The 2834-nt window shown below is 42.2% G+C and carries 2 protein-coding genes and 1 pseudogene; all 3 read left to right on the top strand.

Annotation, left to right across the window (positions count from 1 at the left end; genetic code table 11):
- Positions 1–92: pseudogene (locus tag BM331_RS11735) on the top strand (cytochrome C554); the annotation flags it as partial.
- 386 nt (positions 93–478) lie between these two features.
- Positions 479–1066 (top strand): hypothetical protein, encoded by a 588-nt coding sequence (locus tag BM331_RS11315; RefSeq protein ID WP_256214910.1) that lies wholly within the window; start codon positions 479–481, stop codon positions 1064–1066.
- Positions 1067–1223: 157 nt separating this feature from the next.
- Entirely contained in the window at positions 1224–2690 is a 1467-nt protein-coding gene (locus BM331_RS11320) for a DEAD/DEAH box helicase (protein ID WP_074929566.1), read from the top strand.
- The last annotated feature ends 144 nt before the right edge of the window (positions 2691–2834 follow it).

The following is a 2834-nucleotide window of genomic DNA, read 5'->3' on the forward strand; positions in this document are numbered from 1 at the left end:
ACAAACTGGATGGCGTATTTGACGGAGAGCCTAAATTCAAGCTCCATGACGAATTCCAGGCCAGCGCTAAAACTGCCAAAAAAGGAAAATAGAGAGTATCTACTAAATTAGTTATGCTCTATTTATCCCGAAAAGTTAAAAATATCTTTTCGGGATAAATCCAGAGTTGAAATTTTTACAATTTATTTATAATTCGGTTCGGTAGACAAAATATACCGGGAGTCACTATTTTTAACCGCCGGAAAGGGCGGTTTTTTTATTTTTAGAGATGTTGAAGATATTTGATAGATTTCCGGAGGTGAATGGCAGTCCGGTTCACAGAAAACGTGATTATTTTATCGCTGTGTTTACGTTTTCTTGTGTTGCAATTAGCCTTGTAATTGATGCTCACGGGACGCTGCTACTTCAAAATATATTAGGTGTTATTGCCTGGACCTTTTTGATTACATTACTTCGTGGTGAGAATCGAGAAATAAGAATGCAGGTTGTAATTGCAGTAGCTTTTGCAACCGCTGGTGAACATTTCGCATCAATTTATATGGGGGGGTATACCTACCGCCTGGATAATGTTCCGCTGTATGTACCACCGGGTCATGGCATGGTTTATCTGACAGCAGTTGCGCTGGCACGATCTGGTTTTTTTCTCAAATATGCCAGGAAAATTACGACATTTGTGGTAATTACTTGTGGTCTGTGGTCAATGTGGGGTATCAGCGGATTACCCGAACACGGTGATCAGGTGGGCGCATTGCTTTATATAGTATTTCTGATTTATCTGTTCAAGGGTAGATCGCCATTGGTATACCTGGCCGCGTTCTTTATTACGACCTGGTTGGAGCTGATTGGTACCGCTGCTGGCACTTGGCGGTGGGCTACTCTTGAACCAATATTCGAACTAACACAAGGTAACCCGCCGAGTGGAGTTTCAGCTTGGTATTGTCTGGTAGATGCGGTTGCTATCAGTGGAGCACCGGTATTTCTGAATTTTTTCGATAGGATAGGTAGTCTGTTCAAATGGTTTAGAATTAGAAAAATGAATCTTAAAGTGATTTTGAGCAGAAAATAAATACAGATCTTTAGTTTTAGTTTGAGAATAAGGGTAATTTAATATTTTTTATAAATGATTGATTAATAAAAAATCTGATGAATATTGATTCTTGTCGTGTATGCTGTTACAACGATACCGCTGGCAAATTTTGTTCTACTTGTTGTAAAAATAAACTATGAGCAGTGACGTAACTTTTGAGCAGCTGGGCTTGTCCAGTGAAATACTCCGGGCGGTTATTGATGAGGGGTACATTAATCCAACTCCGATTCAAGCCCAGGTTATTCCGTCGATTCTTGCCGGTAAAGATGTCATGGCCAGTGCACAAACGGGTACTGGTAAAACAGCTGGCTTTACTCTGCCTTTGTTGCACCACCTGCAAGTGCATGCAAGCTCTAGCACATCGCCTGCCCGACACCCGGTACGTGCTTTGATTATGGCTCCAACGCGTGAACTGGCCATGCAAATTGATGAAAGTGTCAGAAAGTATGGGAAGTATCTTGCTTTGCGAACTACTGTCGTTTTTGGTGGGGTCAGTATAGAACCTCAGATAACAGAGTTGCGGACTGGGATAGAAATACTGGTAGCCACACCTGGTCGATTGCTGGATCTGGTCGAGCATAAGGCTGTGAATTTTTCAAAAACAGAAATCCTGATTCTGGACGAGGCCGATCGCATGCTGGACATGGGCTTTCTGCCGGACATCAAAAAAGTGATGGCATTGTTGCCTTCACAGCGACAGAGTCTGATGTTTTCTGCAACTTTCTCCAACGAGATCAGAAAACTTGCAGACGGTTTGCTGAAACATCCGATTCGGATTGAAGTGGCAGCGCAGAATACGATAAATGAATCTATTTCGCATGTTGTTCACCGAATAAAACCAGAAAGCAAGTTTGCATTGCTGTTGCATCTCGTTAAACAGCAAGATCTAAAACAAGCACTTGTTTTTGTAAAAACAAAGCATGGAGCTTCCCAGCTGGCGCAAATGCTTTCTCGCCATAAAATCTTGGCACTTGCAATTCACGGAGATAAAAATCAGCAGCAGAGAACACAAGCACTTTCTGAATTCAAGCATGGTGGTGTGCAGATACTTGTAGCAACAGATGTAGCTGCGCGTGGTATTGATATTGAAAAATTATCGCATGTGGTCAATTATGAATTGCCCGGTAATCCCGAAGACTATGTGCATAGAATCGGACGTACAGGCCGAGCTGGCAGTAAAGGAAAGGCAATTTCTCTGGTAAGTGAACACGAAACTGAGCTTCTGACCAGTATCGAAAAACTTCTGAATACTAAACTGGAGACAGAGCAGGTTGCTGGTTTTGATGCGGAATCATTTGTCAGAAGCTTGCCAGATCGTAAAAATCGAGTGTCAGCTGATATTGCCCGGCGTGGCAATAAGCAAGCCGAGGTTGCCAATGGTGAGAAAACCAGAAAATATTCTGGATCACGCAGAAGCTTACTACAAAATCATAAAGATCCCATCTTTACGCAACCTTATATTCCACAAGAAAATCCAGTGCAACTGGCAACTCCTAAGCAATCAGATGCTCAATCTTTGCTTCTCGCATACAGGCAGGAAAAAAAGATTATCCCCGCGTTATTTACTGCTCTTGCAAAAAATAAAGCTGAGCAGAATAGCTAAGCCTTTCTTGCTGCGCTTCTACCTTTATCCTCTTTAAGAACCTGTTTGCAATCTGTTTCTCACCCCTGATAATAAATAGATGAAGAGACCAAAATACGCCAGCGACATCAGCCGAGAGAAGTTTGCCGAGATAGAGCCATTACT

It is taken from the genome of Nitrosomonas eutropha, from assembly GCF_900116685.1.
Taxonomy (GTDB): Bacteria; Pseudomonadota; Gammaproteobacteria; order Burkholderiales; family Nitrosomonadaceae; genus Nitrosomonas; species Nitrosomonas eutropha_A.

Excerpts from the sequence above, each read along its gene's own strand:
- BM331_RS11315 (WP_256214910.1), top strand. The coding sequence starts at position 479 with ATGCAGGTTGTAATTGCAGTAGCTTTTGCAACCGCTGGTGAACATTTC.
- BM331_RS11320 (WP_074929566.1), top strand. The coding sequence starts at position 1,224 with ATGAGCAGTGACGTAACTTTTGAGCAGCTGGGCTTGTCCAGTGAAATA.